This is a genomic window from Streptomyces sp. NPDC027672 (genome assembly GCF_055566335.1).
Genome location: NZ_JBVHSO010000013.1, coordinates 130147 through 156878 on the forward strand (window position 1 = coordinate 130147; position 26732 = coordinate 156878).

Here is a 26732-nt window from a genome sequence, read left to right on the forward strand (position 1 = left end):
GCAACCGAGGTGCCCGCGCACGCCCACCGCGCGGGGCCGGCGCTTCCCGCCGGCCGGTGGCTCAGGCCGTGCCTCCCGGGGCCGCCAGGGTGCCCACCGCGACCGAGGTGCCCTCGGGCCGTACCCACACCTTGACGGCCTCCCGGGGGCGGCCCGCCGCCCAGGCCCGCGTCAGGTCGGGGGCCGTCTCGATGCGCGAGGGATGGGTGCGCAGCAGACGGGCCGCGTGGTCGCGTACGGCGATCCGCGCCAGCCGCTCCGGCAGGCCGGTCACCGGCCCGGTGAGCCCGTACAGGTCGCCGACCAGGCCGGGGTACCAGTCGGCGCGGCTCAGGTCGGCCGCGGTCAGGTGGGTCACGCCGTCCCGGCTGGTCCGGCTCACCCCGAGCCCCGCGGCGTAGGCACGGTCGCGCAGGAACGCCATCCGCGCCGGGTGGCCGGCGCGCCCGAGGAAGCCCGCCGGCACCAGGGCGACGGTGAGCCGGAGGTCGGCCACCAGCGTCCGCCGCCGGTAGAGCTGCACGGTGACCCGGACGAAACTGCCGGCGGGCAGGTCGTCGCTGTCGGCGAGCCGGGCCGCGACGCGCAGCGGGGCGGGACCGGGCAGCGGCTCGTACAGGTCCAGGGCGTCCAGCCGGTAGGGGTAGGCGAGGACGGCACGCGGCAGGTTCTCGTCCCAGGTCCACAGGGCGTGGTGGGGGATCACGTGGAGCGCCGCGTCGAGCAGTCCGGAGTGGTGGGGTGCCGGGGGCACGGAGCCGCGCCGGGGGTCGAGCACGCCGTCGGCGCCCCGGGCACCGGTGCGCATGCCGCGCAGGTAGTGGAAGGCGGCCCCGTGGAACAGGGCGGGCGTCGTTCCGTCGTAGGGCAGGCGGTCGACGGGGCGGGCCCCGGTGAGCGGGGGCAGCGGTGCGGGCCGGTCCGGGCCGGACGGCAGCGCGGTGCCGGTCGCCACGAGGGTGGGCTCGGCGGTGTCGTCGCCGGTGGGGAGGGTCAGGAGGTCGATCCGGGTGCCGTGCCGCTCGCGGCGGGTTTCGGTGACGTACCGCACCGGGGTGTCGGCCACGATCCACCGGCGGACGGTCAGGTCGCGGATGCGTCCGGGCCGTCGGCCGGTGACGCGTTCCGCGGTCTCGGCGACGATGCGGACCACGTGCATCAGCGGCACGCTCGGGGTGGTCAGGGCCGGGCGGTGGTCCGCGAGCCAGGTGTCGCGGGCCGGGTCGAGGACCCCGCCCGTGAGGTGGGCGCCGGGGGCGCCGCCCGGGCGCGGCGGGCGGGGGCTGATCCGCAGGGCCAGGCCGTCCACGCGCAGGACGAGGGTGTCGTCCGCCCACAGCACGCCCCGGGCCTCCAGATAGCGGCCCCGCAGGTCCTCCCCCTCGGCGGTGATCTCCACCTCGGCGGTGATCAGGCGGCTGTCCGGCCCGATCCGGCCCGGGGACGTCCAGGTCAGCGGGGTGCCCGCGGCGGCGGGTGCGCAGCGCGCGGCCCGCAGCCCGGCGGCCAGGTCCCGCTCGACGGCGTAGGCCCGCAGCAACTGGTACATGGCCTCGACGCCGAGGGGACCCGGGGGCACCGGGTCCTGCGCGGGGCGGGCCGGGCGGAACCAGACGCCGGCCCGGACCTCGGCCTCCCCGCGGATCCGGCCGGGCCCGGTGTCGTCCGGCGGCCGGTAGCCGGTGAGGCGGTCGAGCAGCAGGCCGGGGACGGGCAGCCGCAGCGGCCCGGTGAAGAACCGTTGCGGCCGGGAGGCGAGGTCCACCGTGCGGGTGCGCGGTGCGTCCCGGTGGCGGCGCTCCGCCCGCGACGGTGACAGTCCGGCCGGCCCGTCGGCGGCGGCCGGCGGGAGGCAGCCGAAGGTGCCGGAGAGCGTCAGGAACGGTTCTTCCTCGTCGTCGGCCCGGCACTCGATGTCGTAGCGGAGCAGGAACGTGGTGCCGTCGTCCGCCCAGTCGGTGAGCGTGGCCTTGGCGCGGACGTGGCGCGGCGCCGGGCCCCCGGTGCGCAGCAGGGCCGCCCGCCCCTCGAGGTTGCGCAGCAGGAGGTCCTGCGCGCGGCCGGGGAAGCAGCCGGTGTACCGGGCCAGCCAGCCGCACGGCTGGAGGGCGATCTCCGTCAGCACCGCCATGGACGGGGGCGGGGCGCCGTCGTGCGCGCCGGGGCCGCCCGTGACGTCGTACTCCATCTCGACCCAGCTCCCCTTGCGCGGCTGTGCCTTCGTGGCACCGAGCGCGCGGACGCGGGGCAGGACCGGGAACGGCGGTGCGGGCGCCCGCGCCGGCCGGGTCGGCGGGTCCGGGCGGGCGCAGTCGGGTCCGCCGGTGACCCGGTGCCGTCCCGGGGACCGGACGAGCCTGCCCTGCCGGTCCGGGGCCGGCCCGTCGGCCACGGCGGCGCGCGGGTCGAGGGCGGCGGGCCGCAGCGCGGGGACGGTGTGCCCGCGGTCGCCGAGGAGGCGGTCCCGCACCAAGTCGAGGGTCAGTCCCACCGCGTGGCAGACCCGCACGCCGTCCACCGAGCACAGCACGTCCGCCCGGATCCTCGGCACGGGTCCGGCGCGCACACCGGTGACGAAGACCTCGTAGACGAGTTCCCGGTGGCGTGGGGTGGCCTGGGCGCGGAAGGACACGGACTGCCGCTCGCAGCACGCCGGCTGGAAGCGCCAGCCGTCCCGCTCGGTGGTCACGCCGAGGGCGCTCAGGTGGAAGGCGGCGGCCTGGAGACAGCCCTCCAGCAGCAGGGCCGGGGGCAGGTACGGGTCGCCGGGGTCGTCGCCCGTGAAGTACCACCGGCCGGGTACGAGGCGCAGCGTGGCCCGGAGGTATCCGCGGCCCAGCGGTCCGCCCCGGGGGTCGAAGTCGGTCACCTCCTCGAAGAGCAGCCCGTGCCGGGTGCTCAGGCGCGGGCTGCGGACGTGGGCGGCGGCGCGCTCCCAGCCCACGCCGAAGCACTCGGCGAGGCGGCCGTCCGCGTAGGCGCGGACCTGGGCGGGGCTGAAGGAGGACGCCCGGCAGGCGGTGGGCGGGAGCGCGAAGGGTCCGGCCGGGCGGGCCGGGCCGGGCCGCGGTGTCCACAGCGTGCCCCGGGCCGTGGCGCGCTCCCGCTCGGTGAACAGGCCGGCCTGTCCGTGGCGGACGCTGAGCCGGAGTTCGCCGTCGACGCGGACATCGGAGCGGAAGGAGAGCAGCGGGACACCCGCGTACTCGGTGCTGTCCTCCAGCCGGGTCTCGCAGCGCAGCGCCTGCCCGGGTTCGGGCAGGGGTCCGTGGAAGGTGAGGTCACCGCCGAGCAGGCGGTACGACCGGTCGGCCGGCGTCCGCGGCTGGGCGCCGGTCCGGCCGGCCGGCGGCAGCCGCTCGCCCTGGGCGGCCGCCAGCAGGGCACCGGCGCACAGGCGTCCGGCCGGGTCGAGGTACCAGCGGTCACGGGCGGGGTCCGGCGTGCCGCGCGGGGCGGCGGGCGGCGCTCCGCCCGCCCGGCCGGCGCTCCGTGCCACCCGGTCGGCCGGGATCGGCGGCAGGGCTCGTACTGACATCAGATCGGTTTCTCTCTCAGCCTGGGCGTGCCACCAGCCGCACACCGGACAACTCGGCCACGGTCGCGCCCCGGTCGTCGGACAGCCGTACGTCGCACTCCGCCTGCTGGTCCGCCGCCGCGCCCGGGGTGACGACGGCCAGCAGGTTCCGGCCGAGGGCGCCGGGGCGGTACAGGCGCAGCTCGGCGACGCCCAGGGGCAGGGTGGCCCGGCCGAGCGCGTGCCGGGCCCACAGGACCGCGAGCTGGAGCGCGCCGTCCAGGGCCGCCGGGTCGGTGGCCCAGGGCCGGCGGGTGTCCCAGCCGAGCGCTTCGAGTCCGTCCAGGACGGCCGTGGCGCCGGCGGGGTCGAGGGACCGGACGGCGCGCAGGGCGCGGTAGCGGGGGCCGTGGAAGAGCAGTGCGCCGTCGTACACGCCGGCCGGTGCCACGGCGGCGGGGGGCGGGGCGGCGGGGGCGGGGGCCGGGAGGCGGTCCGAGGCCACGGCCCGGTAGTGCGGGGTTCCGTTCGCCGCCTCCAGCGTCAGCCGCAGTCCGTCCGCGTGCGGGCCGCCGCACACCCGCAGGACGTACGGGTCGCGGCCGGCCGGGTCGAGTACGACGCCCTTCAGCACGGACAGCCCGCGCAGCAGCAGTCCGGCGGACGGGCGGGGCCGCCCGGCGGCGGTCCGGTCCGTGGCCGCAGGCTCGCTGCCGGCCCGCTCGGCGGCGGCGGCCCTGGCGAGGTATTCCACGGCGCAGGCCAGCGGCAGGACCGGGACGCCCCGGACGATGTGATCCTCGGTGTAGGGGAATCCGCCGCGCGGCACCACCACGTCCGCGAGGCGGCGCGTGCGGCCGGAGTCCGGCGTGCCGGGCGCCGGGGGTGCGGCTTCGCCGGCGTCCGGGACCAGGAGGAGCCGGTCCGCGTCGTCCGCCGGGCCGTCCAGGGCGGCGGCCAGCTCGGCGGTGAACGCGTCGGTCCCGGCGGCCGGGTCGATCAGCGTGACGCCCGCCTCCGCGAAGTGCCGGGAGAGCGACGGGGTGACCATGCCGCCCCGCCACGGGCCCCAGCCGAGTGCCCTGGCCCGCAGTCCGGGCCGGTGCGCGCGGGCGGCGGAGACCAGGTGGTGGAGTGTCTCGTTCGCCATGGTGTAGTCGCACTGGCCGGGGTTCCCGGTGTGGGCGACGACGGAGGAGAACACGCACAGCAGGCGGAGCGGATCGTCGGCGAGGGCGTCCAGCAGGACCCGCAGCGTCTCCACCTTGGTGTCGTACACGGTGGCGAACTCCTCGTCCGTCTTGGCCGCGATCGGGCGGTCCGCCAGCACGCCGGCGCCGTGCACGACCCCGGTCACCGGGCCCCATTCCGCCCGGGCCCGGTCGAGCGCGGCGCGCACGGCGGCGTCGTCCCGGCCGTCCACGGTCTCGTAGCGGACCTGGGCGCCCGCCTCCGCCAGCCGGCGCAGCGTGGCGCGCACTTCGCGGGCCGCGAGCACCTGCCGGGAGCGGGCGTGCACCGCCGCGAGGGCCGGCGGGTGGCCGGGAGCGGGTCCGTCGTGTGCCAGCAGGGCGCGTTTGACCGCCGCCTCGTCGGCCGCGTCGCGCAGCCAGCCGGGCTCGTCCGCCGGCGGGGTGCGGCCGAGCAGCAGCAGACGGGGGCGCCGGGCCCGCGCCAGTCCGGTCAGGCACGCGGCGGTGATGCCCCGCGCCCCGCCGGTCACCACGAGGTGCTCGGGCCGGTGTGCGCCCGGGCCGGCCGGGTGCCGGGTGCCGCGCGTGACGGCCGGAAGAGCGGCCGGGCAGCGGGCGAGCCGCACCCGGCTGCCGTCGGCGCGCAGCCCGACGTCCGTCTGGGTGCCGCCGTGCAGCAGTTCGGCGGCGATCGTCCGGGCGATCTCGGCCGCCGGGCGGCCGGCGCGTTCCACGTCGATCGCCTTGACCGTCGCGTACGGCCACTCGCGGGCGGCGGTACGGGCGAGGCCGGCGATGCCGCCCAGGTCGGCCCGGTCGCCGCTGGCGCCGCGCAGTCCGAAGTCGCCCCCGGTGTCCTGCACGGTCACGAAGACGCCGCCGTGCGCCGCCGGCCGGGTCGCGACGGTCCGGGCGGTGCGGAACGCGGCGCGGGCCGCCGTCCGGGCCGACGGCGCGGGCCACAGGCCTTCCAGGCTGACCACCGCCCTGGCGTCCGGCGGCAGTTCGCCGGACACCGGGTCGGCCGTCAGTCCACGGCGTCTGAGTTCCGCGGCGAGTTCACGGGCGACGCCTTTGCCGTCGTCCGTGATGAGCACCGGGCCGTCGGTCAGGCCGGGCAGCGCCAGCCCCGGCTCGGGGGCGGGGACGGCGCGCACCACGAGCCGTGCCAGACCGCTGGAGGCCGACGGCGCGCAGCCGTCGACCGGGCCCTGTAACGACGGCAGTTGCCCGGCTCCGGTGGCCTGGTCCAGGGCCTCCCTGACCTCGCCGAGCGTGCGCAGCTTCAGCACCTCGCCCGGGTCGAGCGGCGACAGGGAGGGGATCGCCGTGCGGATCGCGGCGAGGATCTGGACCCGTTTGATCGAGTCGATGCCCAGGTCCGTCTCCATGTCCATGTCGTCGGCGAGGACGTCCACGGGATAGCCGGTCAGTTCCGCGACGGTGTTGAGCAGGACGGCGCGGGTGTCGACCGGTGCGGCCGGGGCGGCGGGTGCGCCGGCCGGGTTGGGCGGCTGGGCCGGGGCGGGGATCGGCGGGGTGTCCGCGGTTCCGGGGTACGGCGCCGTGAACGGGGGCGCGGGGGCCATGACTTGAGGCGCGGGCGCCATGACCTGGGGTGCGGGCGCCGTGACCGGGGAGGCGGGGATCTGGGCGGCGGGGGTCATGACCTGGGCCGGGGCGGGAGCGGGAGCCTGGGGCGGCGGGGCCGGGGCGGCCGGGGGTGGCCCGGCGGGCGCGGGCTCGGGGTGCCACGGCTGGGACGCGTGGGCCGGGACCGGTCCCCAGGTGTGCGGGGCGTGGACGGGCGGCTGCCAGCCCTGGGCGTACGCCCACTGCTGCCACGCGGCCGGCCCGGACGACTGCCAGGTGGCGGCCCCGGGCGGCTGCCACCCGGCCGGTCCGGGCGGCTGCCACGCGGCGGGGGCGGGCGGCTGCCACCCGGCCGTTGCGGGCGGCTGCCACGCGGCGGGGACCGGCGGCTGGCCCGCCGTGGCACCGGGCGGCGTCCACGGGCCGGGGGCGGGAGGCGGGGAGGGCCAGGCGGCCGTGCCGGGCTGCGCCTGCTGGACGGCGTACTGGACGGCCGCTGCCGCCTCCAGCGCCTGGAGGCAGCCGGCGACCGCCTGCTGGAGCGCGGCGGCCGACTCCGTCAGCCGCCGCTGGGCCTCCCTCATCTGGTCGAGCCACGCCATGGGCGGCGCCGGGGTCTGGGCCGCCGGGGCGGGGGTGTTCTGCCCCGGCGGATTGGCCCCCATGATCTGCACGGTCATGCCCTTCTTCTTCCTATCCGGTCGCTGTTCACGGTCGTCGTGGGAGTCGGGGGGTGGCGGGACGTCGCGCCACAGCGGGTCGAAATCGACCGGCACGCCGTGGACGGCGAGTGCTCCCAGTGCCGTCTGGAGGGTGCTGAAGCCGTCCTCGCCGCGCCGGTCGGCACAGACGGCGAGGTGCGGGCGGTCGCCGAGGATCCGGCCGACCAGACCGGTCAGCGCGTCGCCTGCCCCGATCTCCACGAAGGTGCGCACCCCGCGGGCGTACAGGGCGTCGATCTGGTCGGCGAAGCGCACCGGCGCCACCAGGTGTCCGGCCAGCCGGTCCGCGACGGCCTCGGGGTCCGCCGGGTAGACGTCGGCGCGCGCGTGGCCGTACACGTCGAGGCGCGGCGCGGCCAGGCGGGTCTGTGCCAGAAGCGCGCGGAAGCGCGGTACGGCGGGCGCCAGCAGCGGGGTGTGCGGGGCCCCGGGTGCGGTCAGCCGGCGCACGGTGATCCCGGCGGCGCGGAACGCGGTCTCCGCCCGGCCGAGGCCGTCGAGCGCGCCGGCGAGGACTGCCTCGTCGGGCGTGTCGCTGTGGGCGATCCACACCTCGGGCACCCGGTGCCGTTCCAGCAGGGCCCGGGCCCGGGCGGAGCCGCAGCGCACGGCCGTCATGCCGCCGGACGCGGCGGTGTCGCGGAGCAGTTCGCCGCGGGCGCGGGCGAGGGACAGCAGCTCGCGCGCGGACAGGACGCCGGCGGTGTGCAGGGCGACGAGTTCGCCGAAGCCGTGTCCGGCCGCGCAGTCGGGCCGTACGCCCGCTTCGGTGAACACCGCGAGCTGGGCGAGGCACTGGGCGGCGAGCGCGGGCTGGGCCCATTCCGGGGCGGTGAGCCGGTCGTGCCGTGCCGCCCGGTCCCGCGCGCCGAACCCGGGCGGCGGGAAGACGACGCGGTGCAGGGGCTCCTCTCCCTCGGGGTGCCAGTCGGCCAGGGAGTCCCAGGTGTCCATCGCGGCGGGGCAGTTGAGCGCCAGACCGGTGCCCATGCCCGGGTACGGGCTGTCCTGGCCGGTGAAGAGGAACGCCAGCGGGGCGGCCGACGCGGGGGCGCAGGCATAGCGGGTGCCGTCGGGCAGGTGGAACGGCTCCTGGGGGGCGCGGCACACGCGGTCGGCGGCGGCCAGCAGCCGGCGGCGCAGCTCGGCGCCGTCCGGGGCGGTCACCATGAGGCGGTGGGGGTCGTCCGGCCGGAACGTCCGCTGGGACCGGTGCGCGACGGCGTCCAGGGGGCCGGCGTCGGCTGCCGCGGCCCGCAGCCGGCCGGCGACCTCCGCGGCGCTGCGGCCGGAGCACAGGACCAGTTCCTCCGCTGCGGTGCGCACCCGTGGCGCGGGGTGGCGGGGGCCGCCTTCGGGGGCGTACTCCTCGACGGTGGCGTGGAAGTCGCTGCCGCCGAAGCCGAAACTGGAGACGGCGGCGCGGCGGGGCGTGCCCGGGGCGCGCACCCAGGGCCGTACCTCGGTGTTGAGGTAGAAGGGGCCGCCGGTCAGGGGCAGGCGCGGGTTGGGGCGGTCGACCTTGATGGTGGGCGGATACGTCCGGTGCCGCAGCGCCAGGACGGCCTTCAGCAGGCCGACGGCTCCGGCGGCCGCCTTGGTGTGCCCGATCTGGGACTTGACGGACCCGAGGGCGCACCATCCGGGGTCCGTGCGGCCGCTCTCCTCGAAGACCTGGGTGAGACCGCCGAGTTCCGCCACGTCGCCGGCGAGGGTCCCGGTGCCGTGGGCCTCGACCAGTTCCACGGTGTCCGGTCCGTAGCCGGCCTGCTCGTAGGCCTGGCGCAGGGCGCGGGCCTGTCCGGAGGAGACCGGTGCGTAGACGGCCGCTCCCCTGCCGTCCGAGGAGGAGCCGATCCCGCGGAGCACGGCGTGGATGCGGTCGCCGTCCGCCTCGGCGCGCGCCAGCCGTTTCAGCGCGAACAGCACCAGGCCCTCGCCGAGCAGGGTGCCGTCGGCGGAGGCGGCGAACGGCCGGCAGTCACCGGTGCGGGACAGCGCGGGCGTCTTGCTGAAACAGACGTACATCGGCGGGTCGTTGAAGGTGTCGACGCCGCCGGTGATCACCATGTCGCAGCGGCCGAGGGCGAGTTCGCCGGCGGCGGCCGACAGGGCCGCGAGGGACGAAGCGCAGGCCGCGTCCACGGTGTAGTTGGGGCCGTGCAGGTCGAAGCGGTTGGCGATGCGGCCGGCGACGACATTGCTCAGCAGGCCGGGGAAGGTGGCTTCCTGCCAGGGCGTGAACCGGCTGGAGATCAGGTCGGCGGCGCGCACGGCGGTGTCCTCGTCGATGCCCGCCTCGCGCATGCCGCGCAGCCAGGAGGGCCGGCCGAGGCGCAGGCTCATCTGGTACAGCAGGGGCAGGGCCGTCGTGCCGAGCACCACGCCGGTCCGGTCGCCGGCCAGCCGCGCGGGGTCGCCGTCGGTGATGTCCTCCAGCAGCCGGCGGGCCAGCACCAGGGACAGCAGCTGGGTGGTGTCGGTGGCCTCGATCTGCCGGGGCGGGATGCCGAACGCCAGCGGGTCGAAGTCGACCGGGTCGAGGAAGGCGCCGCGCCGGGCGTAGGTCTTGTCCTGTGCGGTGGGGTCGGGGTCGTAGTAGTCGTCGAGGTGCCAGTGCGTGGGCGGGACGTCCCGCAGCAGGTCACGGCCGGAGACGACGTTGCGCCAGAACGTGTCGGGGCCGGTCGACCCGGGCAGCAGAGCGGACAGTCCGATGATCGCGATGTCGAGGGGTTCAGGCGTCGTGCCTGAGGAGGGCATGAAGGGAGCCTTGCGTGAGGTGCGGACGAGGTCGGCTCAGGCCAGTGGCCTGGGTGTGAAGGAGAAGGCGCGGTGGGGCAAGGGCACGCCGAGGCTGCGCAGTTGGTGCGCCCGGGTCAGAACGGTGGCGCCCTCCAGGAGGTTACGGGCGATCTGCGCGACGGTCCGCCGGGCCGGGTCGGCGAGCCAACTGCCCGCCGTCCACTGGTTGAAGGCGCCGAGCGCGGGGCCGCACCACAGCTGGTAGTCGAGGACGCGCCCGGGATCTCCGGTGACGGCCCAGACCGAGGAGCGGCCGAGGTACCAGCGGAAGACCAAGGCCATCCGGTGCTTGGGATCGGTGGCCGCACGCCGTAGTTGCGCGGGGTCGCGGTCGTTCCAGAACCGTTCCGCCTCGGCCCAGACCTCGGTCACGCTGGCCCGCAGGATGTCCCGTTCGAGCGCGGTCCGCTCGGCGGCGGGGACGGCCTCCAGGCTGTCGTGGCCACGGTACAGGTCGTACAGCTTCCGCGCGCGGACACCGAACAGGGTGCCCCGGCGCAACACCTGTACCTTGACGCCGAGTTCGAACATGTCGGCGGCGGGTGCCATGATCACGTCCGTGAGGTCCGCCGCGGCGAGCATGCGCTTGGCCTCGGCGGAGATCCCGGCCTCCGCCGCGGTCTGGTTGACCGAGCCGGTGACGACGTAGGCGGCTCCCAGGGCGAAGGCGGCGGCGACCGACTGGGGGGTGCCCAGTCCGCCCGCCGCGCCCACCCGGATCGCCTCCGGGTAGCGGTGCCGCCGCTGGATCCGGTCGCGCAGCGCGAGGATGCGCGGCAGCAGGGTGACCAGCGGCCGGTTGTCGGTGTGGCCGCCGCTGTCGCCTTCGACGGTGATGTCCTGGGCCACGGGCACGCGGGCCGCGAGGTCCGCCTCCTCGCGGCTGAGCCTGCCCCGCTCGACCAGCGCGTTAAGCAGGGCGGGCGGCGCGGGCGACATGAACGCGGCGGCGGTCTCGGGGCGGGAGACCTTGGCGAAGAGGTGGGTACGGCGGACGACGCGTCCGGCCGGGTCGGTGCGCAGTCCGGCGGCGGAGCAGCGCACGACAGCGGGCGTCAGTTCGAGGAAGGCGGAGGCGCTGATCCGGCGGACGTCCCGGGCGAGCAGCAGGTCCGCCGTGCGCTCCTCCCACTCCGGTTCGCGCGGCGTGTGGATGAGGTTGACGCCCCACGCCCGGTCGGGGGTCAGGGCGCCGGCCAGGGCGGTGACCGCGGCCTCGACGCGCGGCAGGGGCAGGCCGGCCGCGCCGAAGAAGCCGAGCATGCCGGCCCGGGCCAGCTCCGTCACCATCCCGGTGGTGGCGATGCCATGGGCCATCTCCCCGGCGACGTACGGGTAGCGCAGTCCGTGGGCGGCGGTGAAACCCTGGTCGCCGAGCCACTCGGGGTACGTTCCCGGCAGTTCGCCGATGACGTCGAGGCCCGCCGCGCGGCCCCGGGCCACGTCCGCCGAGGGCAGCATGCCGCGCCGTCCGTCGCCGGGTCCGCGGAGCAGGGTGACGGGGGTCCGGGGTGTCCCGGTCAAGTCCGCCAGGAATCCGGGGTCGAAGGGATCGCCGGTCACCGTTTCCCCGCCGCTGCGGCGGTCTCGGGTGCAGGCCGGGCCATCCGCTGACACGGTACTCATGGGAGAACGCCCACCACCCCAGGCTGGTCGTCGGAAGAGATCGGAAGGCATCGGAAGAGATGCGGAGAACAAGGGTTTCAGAGAACGAGGGTTACGGGAAACAAGAGGTACGGAGAACAGTAGGAGAAACGGCGTGGAAAGAGGCAACTCTGAGAGGATAAAGCCTCGTCACAGCCATGATCGGGTTTCGTCCGCCCCGACACCCGACCGGATGACCGGTGACCCACACACTGGCCGATTCCTCAGTTTTTACGATTATCCAACTGCCGTCCGCCATAAGCAGATCTCTCACCTCTGTCAGTGATCTTCACCGTTATGGGCCTGTCTTCCCGCGCGGAAGGCGTACCTTTTGACAAGTGATCGCAGTCCTTTTCCCCGGGCAAGGAGCCCAGCGTCCCGGTATGGGCGCGGAATTGCTCGGGCGGTATCCGGATCTCGTGGCCGAGGCCCGGGACATCCTGGGCTACGCGGTCGACCGTCTCTGTCTCGACGATCCCGACGGACTGCTCGGCAGAACCCGCTGGACGCAGCCCGCCCTCTATGTGGTGAGCGCGCTCGCGTACCGCGCCTGGTGCGAAGAGCACGAGGGGCCACCGGACTTCGCCGCCGGCCACAGCCTCGGCGAGTACAACGCGCTGGAGGCGGCGGGCGCCTTCGGCTTCGCCACCGGGCTGCGGCTGGTGGCCCGGCGGGCGGAGCTGATGTCCCGGGCGCCCGCAGGCGGCATGGCCGTGGTGGTGGGACTGGCGGCGGACCGGGTGGCCGGGGTCCTCGGGGACGCCGGGCTGGACGACGTGGACATCGCGAACCACAACACGCCCACCCAGTACGTCATTTCGGGCCCCGCGCGGAGTCTGGCCCGCGCCGAGACCTGGTTCGGCCGCGCCGGCGCCCGGCTGTACTCCAGGCTCAACGTCAGCGGGCCGTTCCACTCCCGCTATATGCGGCAGGCGGAACGCGAGTTGGCCGCGCACGTCCGGGCGGCCGCACTGTCCGCGCCCCGGTTCCCGGTCGTCTCGAACGTCACGGCGCTGCCGCACGGCCCCGACCCGTCCGCGTGCCTCCTGCGGCAGCTCTCGGCGCCGGTGCGGTGGACGCAGTCCGTGCGGTACCTGCTGGCGGCGGGCGTGACGGTCTTCCGTCAGGTGGGACCCGGCAACGCCCTCGACGCGATGGTCCGCGACATCCGGTCCGCCGGCTCCGCGGAGCCTGCGGACACCGTCGCACCGCTGGTCGCCCACGTGGAGCGGGATCTGCTGCGGCGACTGCGGGAGGTCGCCCGCGTCCCCGGCCCGGCGCCCGCCCCGGACACGGACCTCGGCGCCTACGGCATCGACCTGGCCACCCTGGTCGGCCTCTCCGCCGAACTGTGCGCGGCACTGGGACTCGACGTGCCGCCCGCGGTGCTCTACCGGCACCGCACGGTACGGGGGCTCGCCGGACACCTCGCCGGCGCGTACCCGGAACGGCTGGCCGAACGGTACGACGAGGCACGCCGGCGCCCGGAGAACCATCCCCTCCGCCACACACCGGGCCCGGCCCCGGCCCCCACTCCCTCTGGCGCCGGGCCCGCCGCACTTGCCGCGCAGCGGCCTGGTACGCCCGCGCCGGTGTGGGGTGCCGACTCCGTGCCGGTACGGCCGGGCGACTCGGTGCCGGTGCGGGCTGCCGGTTCCGTGCCGGTCCGGCCGGGCGACTCCGTGCCGGTGCGGGCCGACTCCGTCCCGATTCGGGGCGCCGACTCCGTGCCGGTCCGGCCGGGCGACTCGGTGCCGGTGCGGGCTGCCGGTTCCGCCCCGACCCAGGCTGCCGACTCCGTGCCGGTACGGGCTGCCGACTCCGCCCCGGTTCGGCCGGGCGACTCCGTGCCGGTGCGGGCAGCCGGTTCCGTCCCGATCCACCCAGGCGACTCCGTCCCGGTCCGGCCGGCCACCGTTGTCCCTGCGGCGCCCGCGGCTTCCCCGCCAGTCCCGCCCGCCGCTGCCCTCCCGGTCCCGGCCTCTGACACAAACCCGGCTCCGCCGACCGACAGCGCCACGGCTCCGCCGACCGACACTGTCACTGGTCTGCCAACTGGCACCGCCATGGGCCTGCCGGCCGACACCGTCACGGGTCTGCCGGTCGGCTCCGCCCTCCACCCGCCCGCTGGTCCGGCCCCGGTCCGCCTGGCCAGCGGCACCCCGGCCGCGCCCGCCACTGCCCTCCCGGTCCCGCCCTCTGGCTCAGACCCGGCTCCGCCGGCCGACTCCGTCACGGGTGGCCCGTCCGGCTGCGCCCTGTACCCGCCCGCCGTTCCGGCCCCGGTCCGCCCAGCCGTCGTTGCACCGGCCGGGCCCGCGACTCCCCCACCGGGCCCGCCCGCCGCTGCCCTCCTGGTCCTGTCCTCCGGCACAGATCCGGCCTCGCCGGCTGGCTCCGCCCTGCACCCGCCCGCTGTTCCGGCCCCCGTCCGCCCAGCCAGCGGCACCCCGGCGGGGCCCGCCGCTGCCCCGCCAGCCCTGCCCGCCGCTGCCCTCCCGGTCCCGGCCTCTGGCACAAACCCGGCTCCGCCGACCGACAACGCCACGGCTCCGCCGACTGACACCGTCACGGGTCTGCCAGCCGACTCCGCCCTGCACCCGCCCGCTGTTCCGGCCCCCGTCCGCCCAGCCAGCGGCACCCCGGCCGCGCCCGCGACTCCCCCGCCGGGCCTGCCCTCCCTCGCAACCCCGGCCTCGCCGGCCGTCTCGGGAGCGGGCCTGCCCGCCACTCCAGTCCCCGGCCTGCCTGCCGACGCCGTACCGGCTTCGGCCTCACCACCGGCTGCGCCGGCCACTCACCCGCCGGTCCCATCGGCTGCTGCCGTCCCCGGACCGCCCTCCGCGACAGTCCCGGTTCCGGCCGGCTCCGTCGTCCCGGCCGCGCTCGTCGCTCCCCTGCCGGTTGCGCCGACCACTGCCTTCCCTGCCCCGCCCGCCCCGGTCCCGCCGGTGGACACCGTCACGGGCCTGCCGACCGGCTCCGCCCTGCACCCGCCCACTGCCCCGGCCCCCGTCCGCCCAGCCAGCGGCGCCCCGGCCGCGCCCGCCGCTGCCTCGCCCTCTGACACAGACCCGGCTCCGCCGACCGACAGCGCCACGGCTCCGCCGACCGACACCGTCATGGGCCTGCCGACCGGCTTCGCCCTGCACCCGCCCGCTGTTCCGGCCGGCGACCACCCAGCCAGCACTGCCCCGGCCGGGCCCGCGACTCCCCCGCCGGGCCTGCCCTCCCTCGCAGACCCGGCCTCGCCGGCCGAGTCGGGACCGGGGCTGCCCGGCACTCCAGCCTCGGGTCCGCCGGTCGGCGCCGTCACCGGGGCGGCTGCGGAGTTCGGTGGCGCGGCGTGGCGGTGTGCCGGGCGGCGGGATCCCGCTGAGCCGATCGCCGTCGTCGGGATGAGCGGGCTGCTGCCCGGCGCGGACGACCTGGACGGGTTCTGGCGAAACCTGATGGCCGGACAGGACGTCATCCGGCGTGTACCGGAGGACCGCTGGGACTGGCGGGCCCCGTACGGGCGTCCCGGCGACGTCGATGCCCGGCACGTGCCCTGGGGCGCGTTCCTGCGTGCTCCCGCCTCCTTCGACTGCGCGTTCTTCGGGATCCCGCCCCGGGAGGCGGAGCTGATGGACCCGCAGCAGCGGCTGCTCCTCCAGACCGCCTGGCGGGCCATGGAGGACGCCGGGCACCAGTTGGAGGGGCCGGCCGCCCGCCGTACCGGTGTCTTCGTCGGGGTCAGCGCGATGGACTACTTCGAGGTGCTCACCACCGCCGGCCTCCCCATGGAGCCGTACCTGGTGACGGGACTCGCCCACGCGCTGCTCGCCAACCGGATCTCCTACTGGCTGGGCCTGAACGGGCCGAGCGAGGCCGTCGACACCGCCTGCTCCTCCTCCCTGGCGGCGCTGCACCGGGCGATGTCCAGCATCCGGCAGGGCGACTGCGACCAGGCTCTGGTCGGCGGCGTCAACGTGCTCGCTGGACCGGGGACGTACATCTCGCTGACGAAGGCCGGCATGCTGGCGCCGGACGGCCGGTGCAAGAGCTTCGACGAGCGGGCCGACGGCTATGTGCGCGGCGAAGGCGTGGTCGCCCTTCTCGTCAGGCCCCTGTCCGACGCGCGCCGGGACGGCGACCACGTCCATGCCGTACTGCGCGGCAGCGCCGTCAACCACAGCGGGCGTACGGTCACCCTCACCGCGCCGGACCCCGACGCCCAGGCCGAGGTCGTCGCCACCGCCTGGCGCGCCTCGGGGCTCGACCCGTCGACCGCGGGCCTGATCGAGGCGCACGGCACCGGCACGGCGCTGGGCGACCCGATCGAGATCGAGGGGCTGCGCAGGGCGTTCGAGGGCCTGTACGCCGACTGGGGCCTGCCGCGGCCCCGGCGCCGGCACCTGGCGGTCGGCGCGGTGAAGAGTCACATCGGTCACCTGGAGGCCGCCGCCGGGATGGCCGGGCTCGTGACGGTCCTGCTGGCCATGCGCCACGGCACGCTGCCCGGTCTGGCCCAGTTCCGGGCGCCGAACCCGCTCCTGCGCCTCGGCGACGGCCCGCTGCGCCTGCTGACCCGTGCCGAACCGTGGGAACGGCCCCGGGACGCACAGGGCCGTGCACTGCCCCGCCGGGCCGGCATCAGCTCGTTCGGTTTCGGCGGCGCCAACGCACACGTGGTCGTAGAGGAGTACGTCGGAGACGGGCCGGCTCCGCTCACCCCGAAGACCCCGTACGCCCCGTCGTCGGACACCCCGCGGACCTGCGCGGACCCGCCGACCGCGAAGACCGCGTCCGTCACCGGGGACCGGCTCGTGCCGCTGTCGGCGCGGAGCGCGGACCGACTGCGGGCCAGGGCCGAGCAGTTGACGGAGTGGTTGGCCTGCCACCCGGCCGAGGAGTACGCCTTCGACGATCTCGTGGCCACCCTGCGCACGGGCCGCCGGCCCATGGAGCACCGGCTCGCCGTGGTGGCGGCCGACGCCGCCGGGCTGCGCGCGCGCCTCGAACACTTCCTGCGCGACGGACACGCGGACGGCGTCTGGACCACGGACGCCACCGCCGCGCCCGCGGGCCCGTCCCACGACCGTGCCGACGAGGACCGCGTCCGCGCGCTGGCGGAGCGCGCGGACCTGGCCGGACTGGCCCGGCTCTGGACCGCCGGCGCGGAACTGGACTGGAGCTTGCTGGGCACGCAACGGCCGCACCGGCGGCTGCCCCTGCCCACCTACCCGTTCACGGAACGCGTCCTGTGGCCCGTGGCCGCGCCGAGCGCCCCCGCCCCGGCCGACGCGGCGCCGCCCGGCTCTCCCGGCCCCCTGGCTGACGCGGCGCCGCCCGGCGCCCTGGCCGGGCACCGGCGTGAGCGGATCGCCGAGCACCTGGTCCAGGTCCTGACCGAGACGCTCGGCCGGCGGCCTGCCGGACTCGACCAGGACACCGGCTTCGACCGGCTCGGCCTGGACTCCCTCGCCACCCAGCAGGTCCGCGCGCGACTGGAGCGGACCTACGGCGAGTTGCCGGCCACGCTCGTCTTCACCCACAAGAACATCCGGAGCCTCTCCGCCTACCTCGCCAGCCGCCACCCCACGGCAGGCGCCACCACACTCCCCGCCGAGCCCACGCCCACCACCGGTCCGCCCGCGCCCGTCCCCCACTCCTCCGCTTCCTTTACCCACCCCTCCACCCCCGGCAGCGGCTCCTCCGCGTCCGTCCGCGACGACGACATCGCGATCGTCGGGATGAGCGGCCGCTACCCGCACGCCAGGTCCGTCGCCGAGTTCTGGCGCAACCTCGTCGACGGCCGGGACTGCGTGGACGAGATGCCGCTGGACCGGCCCGGCTTCCGGCGGTACGCGCAGGCGGCCCGGCGGCGCTACGGCGACGCCTGGCACCGCTGGGGCGGCTGGCTGGACGACGTCGACGCCTTCGACGCCCCGTTCTTCCGCCTCTCTCCGGTGCAGGCCCGCTATCTCGACCCGCAGCAGCGGCTGTTCCTCGAAACTGCCTGGGAGTGCGTGGAGGACGCCGGGTACACACCGGACACCCTGGCGGACCCGGCTGCGGGCGACCGGCGCGGAGCGGTGGGGGTCTTCGCGGGCGTGACGTACAACTCCTACCAGCTCTTCGGGTCGGCGGCGCTGGAGCGCGGTGAATGGCTGGCGGTGGAGACCCAGACGTTCTCGGTCGCCAACCGCGTCTCGTATCTGATGAACCTCGGCGGTCCCAGTCTCACCGTGGACACCGCCTGCTCCTCCTCCCTGTACGCGGTGCACCTGGCTTGCGAGAGCATCCGGCGCGGGGAGTGCCGGGCCGCGATCGCCGGCGGGGTCAACCTCAGCCTGCACCCGGTGAAGTACATGACACTCGCCGAAACGGGCTTCCTGTCCTCCGACGGCAGGTGCCGGGCGTTCGGCGAGGGCGGGGACGGCTATGTGCCCGCCGAGGCGGTCGGTGCCGTCCTGCTCAAACCGCTCGGGCAGGCGCTGCGCGACGGCGACACGGTCCACGCGGTGGTCAAGGGCTCCGCGGTCAACAGCGACGGCCGGACGTTCGGTTACACCGTGCCCAACCCGGTGGCCCAGGCCGAGGTGATCCGGGCGGCCCTGCGGTCGGCGGACGTCGAGGCCGCGACCATCGGCTGTCTGGAGGCGCACGGCACGGGCACCGCGCTCGGCGACCCGGTCGAGGTGCGCGGGCTGTGCGACGCGTTCGCCGACGTCACCGCCCGGCAGTCGTGCGCCGTCGGGTCGGTGAAGTCCCTGATCGGGCACGCCGAGGCGGCCGCGGGAATCGCCCAGCTCACCAAGACGGTACTCCAGTTGAAGCACCGCCGGCTGGTCCCCACCCTGCTGCACTCGGCGCGGACCAACCCGGACATCGCCTTCGAGGAGACGCCGTTCCGGGTGCAACTCGAAGCCGCGCCCTGGGAGCCTCCGCCGGGCGGCCGTCCCCGCCGGGCCGGCATCAGCTCCTTCGGGGCCGGCGGCGTGAACGTCCACCTGATCGTGGAGGAGGCACCCGAGGTGTCCCGCCCCGCGCCGGCCGAGCGACGGCACGTCCTGGTGCTGTCCGCTGCCGGGGCCGCCAACCTGCGCGAGTACGCCGTACGGCTGCGCCGCTTCCTGGCCGACGCCGTGGCGGACCCGGAGCCGGGGGCGACAACGGGCAGTGGCGCCCGGACGCTGCTGCCGGACACCGCCTTCACGCTGCAGACCGGACGCGCGCACCTGGCGCACCGCCTGGCCCTCACCGCCTCCCGTCCCGCCGAGGCGGTCGCGCTGCTCGACGCCCATCTGGCCGGGGCGGGCGGGCCGCGGGTCCACACCGGTGTCGTCGCGCACCCGGCGTCCGGCGACCGGCACCGGCCGTCCGCCGGGCGCGACCCGGACGAACTGGCCCGAGCCTGGGCCGCCGGCACGGACTGGAACTGGACGGCCCTCCACGACGGACGGGACCGGCCGCGCCGGATCTCCCTGCCGACGTATCCCTTCAGCCGGCACCGCTACTGGCTGCACGACCCGACCGGCACATCCGACGCGGGGACGTCCACGGAGAACGCGGGGCAGGCCGGCGCGTCCGGTGCCGGGTCACTCGCGGAGAAGGCAGCACCCGCACTCACCGCGCCCGGCCCCGAGACACCCGCGTCCGGCCCCGAGGCGCCCGTGTCCGACAGCAAGGCACCTGCGTCCGGCGGCGAAGCGCCCGCGGGGAACATGGCACACGTGTCCGACGGCGAGGCGCCCGCGGAGAGCGCCGTACCGGCGAGTCCGCCGGCCCGCGGCGGCGTACCCGTGCCGGACGCGGAGTCTGCGGACCGGGCGGGCGGAGGGCTGCTCGGTGTCCTGCGGGCCGCGCCGCCGAGCGAACGGCTCGCCCTGCTGACCGGGTGGCTGCGCGCGGAGCTGGGCCACCTGCTCCAGTACGACCCCGAAGAGCCGCCCGACCCGGACACCGGCTTCTTCGACCTCGGCCTGGACTCGGTCCTCGCCGTCCGGCTCGGCACCCGGATCGAACAGGAGCTGGGGGTCGAGCTGTACGCCACCGTGGCCTTCGACCATCCGTCGGTCGGCGCGCTGGCCTCGTACCTGCTTCCGCTGCCGGACCTCGGCACGCCCGGCACCGCCACCGTGCCCGCGCCCGGTGACGGCCAACGCCCGCCGCGCTACCGGACGGTGCATTTCACGGCCGACTGGGAGCCGGACCCATCGGCACCGGCGGCACCGGACGACGGCGCCGGTCCGTGGACGTCGGGCGCGGTCGTCCTGGACGCCGACGACGCGGTCGCCCGGCTGCTCCGGGACCGGCTGCGCGCGCACGGCTGTCCCGCGCCCGTCGTGCTGGTCAGGCCGGGCACGGAGTACGCCCGTGTGCACGCCGGGGAGTACCGGGTCCGGCCCGGTGACACCGGTGACTGGGACCGGCTGGTGGACAGCCTCGACGCCGACGCGGACGCCGGCGGCACGGAACGGCCCGGCGTGTTCGTCCACCTGTGGACGGCCGCCGCGGCCGGCCAGGACGTACGGCGCCGCCTCGATCTCGGGGTCCGCTCCCTGTTCCGGCTGGCCCGCCGGCTGCTGCCGGCGGCGCGGGACAGGACGGTCCGGGTACTCCAGGTGGACGCCCATCCGGCGGGCCGGCCGGATCCGCTGGCCGAGGCCCTGTCCGGCTTCGCCCGGTCCCTGCGCCACGAGAACCCCCGTCTGCTGGTCCAGGCGGTCGCGGTCGACGCCGCCCGCGGCGGTGCGCGGCCGGACCCGCAGGAGGTGGTCCGGGTCTGTACGGCCGAACTGCGCGGCTCCGGGCGGGAGGCGGAGGTCCGCTACCAGGACGGCCGGCGCCTGGTGCGCCGGGTGCGCGAACTGCCGCCCCGGACACTGGCGGTGACGCCGGGATCCGTGGTGCCCGGCGGGGTGTACGTCGTGACCGGCGGCGCGGGCGGGCTCGGTCTGCTCTTCGCCGAACACCTCGCCCGCCGGGCCCCGGGCGCCCGGCTGGTCCTCGGGGGACGCGCCGAACCGGGTCCGGAACGGGCTGCGGCCGTCCGGCGGATCGCCGCACTGGGCGCGGACGTGGAGTACGTACGGGCGGACGTCGCCGAGGAGGACGGCGCCCGCCGGCTGGTCGAGCGCGCCCGTGACCGGCACGGCCGTATCGACGGCCTGATCCATTCGGCGGGCTGCGTACGGGACGCCCTGCTGGCGGACAAGACGGGCCGGGACCTGGACGAGGTGCTGGCCGGCAAGGTGCTCGGCGCCTTCCACCTCGACGCGCTCACCCGCGACGACGACCTGGACTTCTTCCTGGCCTTCTCCTCGCTGACCGCCTTGATCGGCAACCCCGGGCAGACCGACTACGCGTACGCCAACCGCTTCCTGTGCGCGTTCGCCCGCCACCGGGAGAGGCTACGGCTGGCCGGTGAACGCAGGGGCCGCAGCATCGCCCTGGTCTGGCCGTCCTGGCGGCACGGCGGCATGCGGGCCGACGCCCGGACGGAGGAGGCGCTGCTGAGCCGGGTGGGTCTGACCCTGCTGGAGACGCCCGTGGGCGTCGACGCCTTCGAGCGGGCCCTGTCGGGCGGCGAGAGCGAGTTCGGCGTCGCGCACGCCGACCCGAGGCTGCTGCGCCGGGTGCTGGATGTCCTGCCGCCGCGTGACGGCGGGGCCGTCGAGGACGTACACCGCGAACTGCGTTCGGTACTGGAGGAACTCGGCCTGTGAGCGGCACCGCCGACGCGCTGCGTCCGGACGCGCACCCGCGCGTCCCGGACCGGGATGATCTGCTCAGCCGGTCGCTGGACGCGATCCGTTCGCTGCGCGGTGAGCTGGCGCAGGAACGCGCCCGAGCCGCCGAGCCGATCGCCGTCACGGGACTGGCCTGCCGTTTTCCCGGCGGCGCGGACTCCCCGGAACGCTTCTGGGAGTTGCTGGCCGAGGGCCGGGACGCGGTGGGACCGGCGCCCACCGACCGATGGCCGACAGGATCCGGCTCGGCGGGTTCCGGCTCGACGGGGCCCGGCTCGGTGAGCGCTGGCCGGGCAGGCGCCCGTCGGCCAGGCGCCGGCTGGGCGGCGTTGCAGGGCGGGTTCCTCGCCGAGGACATCGACGCGTTCGACGCCTCCTTCTTCGGCGTGTCCGCGGGTGAGGCCGCCGCGATGGATCCGCAGCACAAGCTGCTGCTGGAGACCGTGTGGGAGGCCCTGGAGCGGGCGGGGCTGCTCACCGGTCGTCCCGGTGCCGGCCGGGTCGGTGTGTTCGTGGGCGTCTCCGGTTCGGACCACGCGCGGCTGCCGGTGCGCGCGGAGCAGGTCGGCGCGTTCACCGCGGTCGGGGCCGCGCCCAGCATGGCCGCGGGCCGGGTGGCGCACGCCCTCGGGCTGGACGGCCCGGCGCTCGCCGTGGACACCGCCTGCTCCTCCTCCCTGGTGGCGGTGCACCTGGCCGTGGAGAGCCTGCGGCGCGGCGAGTGCGACGCGGCGGTCGCCGGCGGGGTGAACGTGCTGCTGTCCCCTGATGTCTTCCTGGTGCTGGACGAGATGGGCGCGCTGTCCCCGGACGGGCGCTGCAAGGTCTTCGACGCGTCGGCCGACGGGTACGCGCGGGCGGAGGGGTGCGGCGCGGTCGCGCTGACGCGGCTGTCGGACGCGGTCGCGGCCCGGCTCCCGGTGCACGCGGTCATCCGGGCGTCCGCCGTCAACCACGACGGCGGCTCGGGCGGCCTCACCGTGCCCAACGGCCGTGCCCAGCGCGCGCTGCTGCGCGCCGCGCTGACCGGCGCGGGTGTGCCGGGCGAGGCCGTCGGCTATCTGGAGACGCACGGCACCGGCACCCCGCTGGGCGATCCGATCGAGGTCGGCGCGGCGGTGGACGTGCTGTGCGCGCGACGGTCCGCGGACCGGCCGCTGCGGCTCGGCGCGCTGAAGAGCAACCTCGGTCATCTGGAGGCGGCGGCCGGCATCGCCGGTCTGATCAAGACCGTCCTGGTGCTGCGGCACGGCCTGATCCCGCCCAACCTGCATCTGCGGGAGCCCAATCCGCGGCTGGGTGTGGAGCGGCTGCCCGTGGTCCTGCCCCGCCGCACCGAGCCATGGCCGGCCGACGGCACGCCGAGGATCGCGGGCGTCAGCTCGTTCGGTTTCAGCGGCACCAACGCGCACATGATCGTCGAGGGCGCCGACACGGCCACGGCGACCGTATCCGCTCCGGTTCCGCCGCCGGTGCGCACCGACGCCATGCCGGCCGGGGCGGCCGTATCCGGTTCGGTTCCGCCGCCGGTGCGCGCCGACGCCATGCCGGCCGCGGCGGCCGTATCCGGTCCGATTCCGCCGCCGGTGCGCACGGACGCCATGCCGGCCGCGGCCCGGGTCGTGCCGCTGTCGGCCGCCTCCCCGGCCGCGCTGGCCGCGCTGGCCCGCCGTACAGCCGGCTGGGTGCGTGACCACCCGGACGCCCGGCTCGCGGACATCGCCCACACCCTCGGCGCCCACCGCCGCCACTTCCGCCACCGGGCGGCCCTGGTCACCGACCGGGAGGGCCCGGAGCTCGCAGCGCTCCTGACCGAGGTGGCCGACCGGGCCGACCGGACCAAGCGGGCGGACCTAGCCGACCAGGCGGAGCGGGCCGACGGGGCCGACCGCGCGGGCAGGGCCAACCATGCGATCGGGGCCGACCGCGCCGGCCTGGTCGACCGGACTGACCGGACCTACGGGACCACTGGGGCCAGCGAGACCGACCGACTGGACCGGGTCGACCAGCCCGACCACGCCGATCTGGCCGACCTAGCGGAGCGCACCGGCCACACCAACCGCACCGACCTGGCGGACCGAGCGGACGGGGCCTACGTGACCCGAGAGACCGCGCTGCCCAGTGGGACCACCGGGACCGAGGGGACCGACCGACCGGGCCGGTCTAATCTCACCAGCCCGGCCGACCGAGCAAACCGGACCGACCTCCCCGATGCGCCCGACCGACCGCACCGCGCCGACCTGCCCCACCGAACCGTCCGAACGGGCCGGAGCGACCCTGCCGACCTGGCCAACCGAGCGGACGGGTCCGATCGGGCGGACCGCGCCGACCGGGCCGAGCAGACCGACCGGTCCCGCCCAGCGGACCGAACCCAAGAGACCGACCAACCAGACCTGGCCCACCCAGCCGACCCCGCTCACCACGCCGGCCCGTACGGGTCACCTGTGCGGGGCGGCAACTCATCGCCGTACGCGCCGCACATCGGGCTCTTTCTGGATGCCACGCCCCGGCAGGCGCTGGCGGCGGCCCGGGCGCTGCGCCGGGCCCATGGCGGCTTCGCGGCGCTGTGGGACTCCTGCGCCGGCCGGCTGGGGCTGCCCGCCGGTACTGTCCCCGCCCGCCTGCCGGACTCCGTGGACGCCCTCACCCCGCTCGCCGCCGACGCGGTGGCCCTGGTGTTCCAGGCCGCGCTGGGCCGTCTGCTCGCGGACTGGGGCGTCCCGGTCGCCGCGGTGGGCGGTTCCGGCTGCGGTGACCTGGCGGCGGCCGTCGTCGCCGGGACCCTGGACCTCGCCGCGGCCGGCGCGCTGCTGACCGCCCGGCACGGCGGGCCGGTGCCCCGCGAGGTGTCCGCCCGGCCGCCCGCCGTACGACTGCTGCGCGGGGACGACCACGGCGACGAACCGGTGCCGCCGGACCTCCTGGCCGACCCGGGGTTCTGGTGCGGCCCGGCCGCAGGGCCCGCGCGGGCGGCGTCGGCCACCGCCGCGCCGCTGGCCGAGCGAGGGTACGGCCTCTTCGTCTCCGTGGGCGGGCCGACCCCCGTACCGGTGCCGGGGCGCTCGTGGTGGCGGGTCGCGGGCGACGACCACGGTGACGGCGCGTGGAGCGAGTTGCTGGCGGGGCTGGCGGCGGCCTACCGGGCCGGTGTCGTGGACCCCGACTGGGCCCGCGTCCACGACGACCGGGCGGCCGTGTGCCTGCCGCTGCCGGCCTACCCGTTCCAGCGGCGGCGGCACGCACCCCCGGTGCCGCGCGCCGAGGCGCACCGCACGGACGGCCCGGCCGGCGCGGCGGCGCGCCCGCTGGGCGGCGCGACCGCCCTGCGCGTGCTGTCCTCGCCCCTGGAGCACGCCCAGTTCCGGACCACCCTCAGCCGTGAGGTGCTGCCGCAGGCCGCGGACACCAGCGGTGTCCTGCACGTGGGCTACTACCAGGAGATGGTCGCCGCGGCCGTGGCGGAACTCGACGGCACGTCCGGCCACGAACTGCGCGACGCCGAGTTCGTCCACCCGCTGTATCTGGGCGCGCGGGCACGGACCGTTCAGCTGACGGTCTCTCCGGAGGCGGCCGGGGGCGGCCGCCTCTGCACCGTGCACAGCCTGGCCGAGGGCGAAACGGCGTGGACGCTGCACTTGACCGGCCGCCTCGGCGTCCGCCTGCCCGCCCCGGACCCGGCCGCCCGCTCGTGCGGGCCCGAGGACCGCGCCGAGATCCTGGCCCGGCTGCCCGGCCGGGTCGACGGCGCCTCGCTGTATGCCGCCCTGCGGGCCCGCGGCCTGGCGCTCGGCCCGTCGGTGGAGTGGATCGAGGAGGCGTGGTTCGGCGACGGTGAGGTCGTCGCCCGGCTACGGGCCCCGGAGAGGGCCGGGACGGGCGGCGAGGAGGACGGTGTGCTGCCGGTGCCGGCCGGGGTGTTCGACGCGTGCGCGCAGTTGTACGTGCCGGCCGCCGGCTCCCGGCTCGCCGACGACGAGGTGTTCCTCACCCGCCGCATCGGCCGGTTCGCGCTGTCCGGCCGGCCGGGCCGGGGGCCGCTGTGGGTGCGCTTCGTCCTCGGCGGCGAGCCCTCCGACGCGGCCCTGACCGCCGACTACCGCCTGTGGGACGACGCCGGACACCTGGTGGCCGCCTGCGACGGAGCCACCGTACGACGGGTCGGCGCGGGCCTCACCGGCCCATGGCAGCCCGCCACCGCGAAGCAGTCCGGCCTATTCCCGTCCGCCACCACCGAGGAACCCGGCCCACGCCGGTCCGCCGCCGAGGAGGCAGGTCCGCGACGCGCGGACGTCGTCGAGCGTTACCGCGCGGCGCCCGACGGGCTGCGGCCCCGCGTCCTCGGTGACTACCTCCGCACCGTGCTGGACCCCTCCGACGACCCGGGCCCGGCCGGCGCACCGCCGGACCGCCCGCTCGCGGACCTCGGCGTGGACTCCCTGCGTGCGCTGGAACTGCGGGGCCGGCTCCGTGGCGACCTGGGCGTGGAGCCGCCGCTCGACGCCCTGCTGCACGGTACGGCCGGCGGGCTGGCCGCCGCCCTCGGCGGGCTGCTGCTCGCGGACGCCCCGGCCGGACCGGGCCGGCCGGTGTCCCGGGAGCCGGCCCGGTGGCTGCGGCACGCCAGGCTGACGGGCACCGCGCGGCTACGGCTGTTCTGCCTGCCGTACGGCGGACGCGGCGCCTCCCTCTTCCGGACCTGGCCCGACGCGCTGCCGGACGACATCGACGTGTGCCCGGTGCAGTTGCCGGGCCGGGAGGACCGCGCGGACGAGAAGTGCCTGGAGGACCCCGACGCCCTGCTCGACGCGTTGGAGCCGGTGGTGCGCGCCCACGCCGACCGGCCGTTCGCGTTCTACGGGCACAGCGTCGGCGCGCTGCTGGCCTACCGTCTTGCCCACCGGCTGGCCCCCACCCACGGCGACCGGTTGCGGCATCTGTTCGTCGCCGCCTTCGGCTGTCCGGCGGCCGGCGCCGATCCGCTGCTCGGCCGGGTCACGGACGCCTGCCGGGACCTCGGTCTGCCGGACCTGCCCACCGCCGGGGAGGCGCTGCGCGTACGGCGTGCCCGGCCCGCCGCGTTCCACGACGCGCTGGCCGGCCGGCTCGGGAAGGACACCGCCGAGCGGCTGTTCGGCGCGGCGGAACCGGCGCTCTTCGCGGATCTGCGTCTCGTCCACGGCTACCGCCACGATCCGGCCGAGCCCCGGCTGCGGGTCCCGGTCACCGCGCTGCACGGCGCCGGCGATCCGGTGGTGGCGGAAGCGGACATGCGGGCCTGGGGGCGCGTGACGGACGGGCGCTTCCGCCTGGACGTGCTGCCCGGCGACCACTACTTCTGCCATCCCGACCAGTCCCTCGACCGGGTACTGCGGCTCATCACCGAACACCTCCGCTGATCCCTCCGGCCCTCTCCTCCCTCTCCGCCCCTCTCCGCCCTCTCTTTCCCTCTCCTCCCCTGGACGACGCCATGCCCCTGCCGCGTACCCGACCGTCCTCGCCCGCTGCGTCCGCGTGCAGACCG

The 26732-nt window shown here is 76.7% G+C and carries 5 protein-coding genes; 2 read left to right on the forward strand and 3 right to left on the reverse strand.

What is annotated here, in order from left to right; translation table 11 throughout:
- Nucleotides 1-61: 61 nt before the first annotated feature.
- From ACZ4SV_RS28435 to ACZ4SV_RS28445, 3 genes are read right to left on the reverse strand one after another with little or no spacing between them, the layout of a single operon-like run.
- Nucleotides 62-3538, reverse strand: coding sequence for a hotdog family protein (locus ACZ4SV_RS28435; protein ID WP_468007527.1), 3477 nt, complete (start codon nucleotides 3536-3538; stop codon nucleotides 62-64).
- A gap of 16 nt (nucleotides 3539-3554) precedes the next feature.
- On the reverse strand, nucleotides 3555-9788 hold the full coding sequence (locus tag ACZ4SV_RS28440) for a type I polyketide synthase (protein WP_468007529.1): 6234 nt from the start codon (nucleotides 9786-9788) through the stop codon (nucleotides 3555-3557).
- A gap of 36 nt (nucleotides 9789-9824) precedes the next feature.
- Entirely contained in the window at nucleotides 9825-11291 is a 1467-nt protein-coding gene (locus ACZ4SV_RS28445) for a PfaD family polyunsaturated fatty acid/polyketide biosynthesis protein (RefSeq protein ID WP_468007673.1), read from the reverse strand.
- Nucleotides 11292-11812: 521 nt separating this feature from the next.
- Here ACZ4SV_RS28445 and fabD point away from each other — a divergent pair.
- Both fabD and ACZ4SV_RS28455 read left to right on the forward strand, forming a co-directional pair.
- Nucleotides 11813-21187, forward strand: a complete 9375-nt coding sequence (gene fabD, locus ACZ4SV_RS28450; protein WP_468007531.1) for an ACP S-malonyltransferase — start codon at nucleotides 11813-11815, stop codon at nucleotides 21185-21187.
- Complete coding sequence (locus ACZ4SV_RS28455; protein WP_468007533.1) at nucleotides 21184-26607, forward strand: beta-ketoacyl synthase N-terminal-like domain-containing protein; 5424 nt, start codon at nucleotides 21184-21186, stop codon at nucleotides 26605-26607. Before fabD ends, ACZ4SV_RS28455 begins: the two co-directional genes overlap by 4 nt.
- Nucleotides 26608-26732: the final 125 nt, after the last annotated feature.

Bases quoted from the DNA above. Each gene is read 5' to 3' on its own strand.
- ACZ4SV_RS28435 (WP_468007527.1), bottom strand. From the start codon at position 3,538: ATGTCAGTACGAGCCCTGCCGCCGATCCCGGCCGACCGGGTGGCACGG.
- ACZ4SV_RS28440 (WP_468007529.1), bottom strand. From the start codon at position 9,788: ATGCCCTCCTCAGGCACGACGCCTGAACCCCTCGACATCGCGATCATC.
- ACZ4SV_RS28445 (WP_468007673.1), bottom strand. From the start codon at position 11,291: ATGCTGCCCTCGGCGGACGTGGCCCGGGGCCGCGCGGCGGGCCTCGAC.